The 5,453-nt window shown below is 63.8% G+C and carries 5 protein-coding genes; all 5 read right to left on the minus strand.

Annotation, left to right across the window (positions count from 1 at the left end):
- The coding region (gene purU / locus QQJ84_RS19245) for a formyltetrahydrofolate deformylase (protein ID WP_284259946.1) at positions 1 to 796 on the minus strand (796 nt) is incomplete at its 3' end.
- A 45-nt stretch (positions 797 to 841) separates the two neighbouring features.
- Positions 842 to 1,357 carry a sarcosine oxidase subunit gamma gene (locus QQJ84_RS19250; protein WP_284259947.1) on the minus strand — a complete coding sequence of 172 codons (516 nt, stop codon included), beginning with the start codon at positions 1,355 to 1,357 and terminating at the stop codon, positions 842 to 844.
- On the minus strand, positions 1,350 to 4,172 hold the full coding sequence (locus tag QQJ84_RS19255; protein WP_284259948.1) for a 2Fe-2S iron-sulfur cluster-binding protein: 2,823 nt from the start codon (positions 4,170 to 4,172) through the stop codon (positions 1,350 to 1,352). Before QQJ84_RS19255 ends, QQJ84_RS19250 begins: the two co-directional genes overlap by 8 nt.
- Positions 4,169 to 4,432: a sarcosine oxidase subunit delta gene (locus QQJ84_RS19260; protein ID WP_284259949.1), complete on the minus strand. Its 264-nt coding sequence runs from the start codon at positions 4,430 to 4,432 to the stop codon at positions 4,169 to 4,171. Before QQJ84_RS19260 ends, QQJ84_RS19255 begins: the two co-directional genes overlap by 4 nt.
- Positions 4,432 to 5,453: sarcosine oxidase subunit beta family protein (locus QQJ84_RS19265; RefSeq protein WP_284259950.1), on the minus strand; the 1,022-nt coding region annotated here is incomplete at its 5' end. The genes QQJ84_RS19260 and QQJ84_RS19265, both read right to left, overlap by 1 nt.

Genomic DNA, 5,453 nt, shown 5'->3' on the forward strand with positions numbered 1-5,453 from the left:
CGGCGCGTGCGAGGACGCGGCGTTCGATGTCGCGGCCTTTGCGGACGAGGTCGTCTGGTGTGTCGGCGTGGGAGATTCGTTCGACGTCCTGTTCGATGATCGGGCCTTCATCGAGGTCGGTGGTGACGTAGTGGCCGGTGGCGCCGATGAGTTTCACGCCGCGGGTGTGTGCCTGGTGGTAGGGTTTGGCGCCCTTGAAGCCCGGCAGGAAGGAGTGGTGAATGTTGATGCATTTTCCTGAGAGTTTTGAGGCCAGGGCATCGGAGAGCACTTGCATGTAGCGGGCCAGCACCACGAGTTCCGACTTGGTCTCCTTCACCAGCGCCCAGATCTGGCTCTCCTGCTCCATCTTGGTATCCTTGGTGATGGGCAGATAATGAAAGGGGATGCCCGCGAGATCGATACCGGCAAAATGCTCCGGCCCATGGTTGGAGATGATCGCGGTGGGCGTCATCGCGAGTTCGCCGATGCGCCAGCGGTAGAGCAGGTCAACCAGGCAATGGTCGAATTTGGAGACCAGCAGCAGCACGCGGCGCGGCGTGGCGTGGTCGTTAATGGCATAATTGATTTTGAATGGTTCGGCGATGGCGCTGAAGTTTTCCCGCAGGGCGGCAATGCCGGCGCCGGTCACAAGGTCGAAGCCGATGCGGGCGAAAAACTTACCTGTCTCATCGTCATCAAACTGCTGCGCCTCGCGGATGTCAGCCCCCTGCTCGAACAAATAGGTGGTGACGGCAGCAACAATGCCAGGGCGGTTGACGCAGGAGAGGGTGAGCACATATTGCGGTTTTGACATGTTATCTCTTGTTTCCTCAAATGTTGGCAATTGCGAAGTGGCGCTTCAACCCCGGGGCTCGAATTCCGCCGCCGCCTCGCCCAGCGCATGGTGCAGCGCGCCGGCAAAACCGCGGAAGCAGGAGAGGATAAAACAATCCTCCTCGCGCCATAGCCGGATGCCGATATGCGCGGCGATGGTAAGAGCCACGGCGTGCGCTGGAAAAATGCTCTCGTGCAGGTCAATGGGGACAAGCTTGGCGAGAATCGCGCGCGCGAAGGGGCCGGAGATTTTGAAGAGGGCCTGGCCGTCGCTCTGGTCTGTGAAAGCGGCGATGTTGCTGGTTTTGGCGGCAAGGTTTGGCGCGGCGGGGCCGATGGCGAGCCAGACACCGGGGCCGGACCACAAATAGGTGAGATTATCCACGGTGATGCGGCGCGGCGTGAGCGGCAGGGTGATGCCCAGCGCCTGGTTCAGCGCGGCGGCCTGGCCTTTGAACGCGGCGAGGCTGACGATGTGGCGCGGCTCCAGCGCCTGCACAAAAGCCGTGCTGGGATAAGGATTTTTCGCGGCCTCAAGCATGCAGGCGGCTCCCTTGCGGATCAAGAAACACCGGCGCCACGACCTCGGCCAGCGTGTCGCCGTTGCGCACCGGATCGTACACCCGGATGGTCTCGCCGTGCCGCGCCGGGCCGTTGGCCAGCATCGCCAGCGCGATCGGGTGGCCGAGCGTGGGCGAGAGGGCGGCAGAGGTGATCCAACCCTGGTCGTTGCTCGCGCTGGCCTGCGCGCCCGGCGGCAGCAGATGGCTGCCCGCGCGAAAAGGTGTTGCGCGGTCAATGGGTTTAAGCCCGACCAGCGTGGGGCGGGAGGGGTCGGTCAGCGCCGGGCGGGCGGCCAGGGCGCGGCCGATAAAATCCTTCTTTTTGGACAGCAGCTTGCCCATGCCGAGGTCCTGCGCGGTGGTCTGGCCGTTCAGTTCCGGGCCGGCCGGGTGGCCTTTTTCGATGCGCATCACACCCAGCGCCTCGGTGCCGTAGGGGGTGATGTCCCACTGCGCGCCGGCTGCCATCAGCGCATGCGCCAGGGCATTGCCGTAACGCGCGGGGACCGCGACTTCATAGGCCAGCTCTCCAGAAAATGAGAGACGGAACAGCCGCGCCGGGGTGCCGCCGCAGATGCTGAGTTCCCCTGCCGCCATATAAGGGAACGCGGCATTGGAGATATCGAAGGGGGCGTCGACAATTTTCTCCAGAACAGCACGCGACTTCGGCCCGGCCACCGCAACCTGCGCCCACTGGTCGGTGACGGAGATGAAGGCAACATCGAGTTCCGGCCAGAGAATCTGGTGGCAGAATTCAAGATGCTGCATCACCTTCGCCGCGTTCGCGGTCGTGGTGGTCATGACGTAATGGTGTTCACCCAGGCGCGCGCAGGTGCCGTCGTCCATCACCATGCCGTCCTCGCGCAACATCAGCCCATAGCGCGCGCGGCCGATGGCCAGGGTGCTCCATGCATTTGTGTAGACGCATTCGAGGAACTTCGCCGCATCGGGGCCTTGGATGTCGATCTTGCCGAGCGTGGTGACATCGCAGATGCCAACGCCGGTGCGCACCGCGTTCACCTCGCGGCTGACGGCGGCCAGCCAGTCCTCCCCGGCGCGGGCGAAATATTGCGCGCGCAGCCACAGGCCGGTTTCGATGAAGGTGGCGCCCTGGGAGGTTGCCCAGTCATGCGTCGGGGTGAGCCGCGCGGGCTTGAAATGTTTGCCGCGATGCGGCCCCGCGAGCGCGCCAAGGGCGACCGGCGTGTAGGGCGGGCGGAAACGCGTGGTGCCGGTGGCCGGGATGCTCTTGCCGGTCGCCGCCGCCATCAACGCCAGCGCGTTCACATTGGCGGTCTTGCCCTGGTCGGTTGCCATGCCCAGCGTGGTGTAGCGCTTGAGATGCTCGACGGAGACAAAGCCTTCCTGCTTTGCTAACGTTATGTCAGTATCCGCAACATCGTTCTGGTAATCTACAAAGGCTTTTGCCTTCGCGGTGCCCGAGCGCCAGAGCGGCAGGATGTTGGGGTTGAGCCCGCGCCCGCTCGCCGCCCCGGCGACGCTCATGCCCGGCGGCAGCTCAGCGGGGATGAAGGTCGCGGCGGTCTCATCCCATGATGGTTTATCGTTGAGATGCGAGGTGAGATGCAGCGCCGGATTCCAGCCGCCTGACATGGCGATAAGGTCGCAGGGAATGCGCAACAGCGTACCGCTGACGGTAAGAACTTCCGCGGCTGTGACTTCAAGCTTGCCGATCGCGCGGTTGAGCTGCGCGCCGCAGAACAGCGGCGCGTTCGCCTGCGCCGCCAGCGCGCGCACATGCGGCGAGCTGTTCGCGCGGTTGTCGATAATCGCGGCGATGCTGATGCCTGCCAGCTTGAGTGCTGGAATGGTGAGCGCCGCTTCATCATGGTTGAGCGCCAGCACGGCGGCACGGCCGGGGGCGACGGCGTAGCGATGGATATAGGCGCGCACGGCGCCCGCGAGCATCACGCCCGGCAGATCGTTATTGCCAAACACCAGCGGCCGCTCGGTCGCGCCGGAGGCAAGCACGCTGCGCCCGGCGATGATTTTCATGAGGCGCTGGCGCGGTGCGGCGCTGGCGGGCAGATGGTCGGTGAGGCGTTGCAGCGCGCCATAGGTGCTGCCGTCATAAACGCCAAAAACCGTGGTGCGGGTAAGGATTTTGACCGTCTCGAGGCCCGAGAGGTCAACCGGCTTGCCATCGGAGAGCGCCTGGCCGCCCAGCATGGCCGCTTCGTCGCAGAGGATCACGCGCCCGCCCGTCCGCGCCGCCTCGCGCGCCGCCGCCAGCCCGGCCTCGCCGCCGCCGATGATCAGCACATCGCAAAATTCAGTGGATTTCTCGTAAACATCCGGGTCCGGCTGGGTGGCGGCGCGGCCCAGACCGGCGGCGCGGCGGATCAGCGGCTCGTAGAGTTTCTCCCAGAAGGAGGCCGGCCACATAAAGGTTTTATAATAAAACCCCGCTGCCAAAAACGGCGCCAGATGCGCGTTGATGCTGAGCAGATCATGCTTCAGGCTGGGGAAGCGGTTCTGGCTGGTGGCCACCAGCCCATCGAATAGTTCAGCGACGGTGGCGCGCGTGTTGGGCTCGCGGTGCGCGCCGGTGCGCAGCTCCACCAAGGCGTTCGGCTCCTCGGAGCCAGCGGAGAGAATGCCGCGCGGGCGGTGATATTTGAAGCTCCGGCCAACAAGCTTCACACCGTTGGCCAGCAGCGCGGAGGCCAATGTATCACCGGCATAACCCTGATAGGATTGCCCGTCGAAGCTGAAGCTCAGCTTGCGGCCGCGCTCGATCAGACCGCCGGAGGCGAGGCGATGCGCGCTCATGCGGCGTCTCTTGCTGATTTTACATGAAGAATTTCATGCGTCGCCAAATCGCGCCTGACCACCAGCCAGGCGTGGCACCCGGCGCTGTGATACCACAGCTCATCATGCGGGCCGTTGGCGTTGTCGCGGAAGTAGACGTAGTCGGTCCACTCCTTGGTGGGGGCCGCGCCGCCATCGCGCGGGCGGCGCACCGTGGCGTCGCCATGGTAGAGAAATTCTTCAAGGCCACGCGGGCCACAATGCGGACAGGCGATGCGCATCAGTGTAGATTCGGCTGGGCGCCGACCCCTTTCTCATCAATGAGTTTGCCCTCGGCAAAACGGTCCAGCCGGTAGGCGCCCGCAACCGCGTGCGGCTCGCCCTTCGCCAGCAGATGCGCGAAGCAGAAGCCCGAGGCCGGGGTCGCCTTGAAGCCGCCATAGCACCAGCCGGCATTGAGGTAGAGATTTTCAACAGGCGTCTTGTCGATGATCGGCGAACCATCCATCGTCATATCCATGATCCCGCCCCAATGGCGCAGCAGGCGGGTGCGCCCGATCATCGGCATCAGCGCCATGCCGCCCTCGCACACATCCTCGATGGTTGGCAGATTACCCCGCGCGGCGTAGGAATTATAACCGTCGATATCGCCGCCAAACACCAAACCCCCTTTGTCAGACTGCGAAATATAAAAATGCCCGGCGCCGAAGGTGATCACGTTGTCAATCAACGGCTTCAGCCCCTCGGTGACAAAGGCCTGCAAGGCATGGCTCTCGATGGGCAGGCGCAGCCCCGCCATCGCCGCCACCAGCGAGGACGCGCCCGCCACCGCGACACCCAGTTTTTTGGCGCCGATATAGCCGCGCGTGGTCTCAACGCCGATCGCCCGGCCATTCTCCTGGCGGATGCCCGTAACTTCGCAATTCTGGATGATATCCACCCCCAGGCGCGAGGCAGCGCGCGCATAGCCCCAGGCCACCGCATCATGGCGCACCGTGCCGCCACGCTTTTGCAGCAGCGCGCCCTGAACCGGGAAGCGGGCATTGTTGTAGTCCAGATAAGGGATCTTTTGCTTCAGCGTGGCCAGGTCAACCAGTTCGGAATCCACCCCGTGCAGCCGCATCGCATTGCCACGGCGCGCATAAGCATCACGCTGCGCATCAGAATGAAAAATATTGAACACCCCGCGCTGGCTCACCATCGCGTTGTAGTTGATATCCTGTTCCAATCCTTCCCACAGCTTCATGGAAAGTTCGTAAAACGGCAGATTGCCCGGCAACAGATAGTTTGAGCGGATGATCG

It is taken from the genome of Acidocella aquatica (assembly GCF_030160635.1).
GTDB lineage: Bacteria > Pseudomonadota > Alphaproteobacteria > Acetobacterales > Acetobacteraceae > Acidocella > Acidocella aquatica.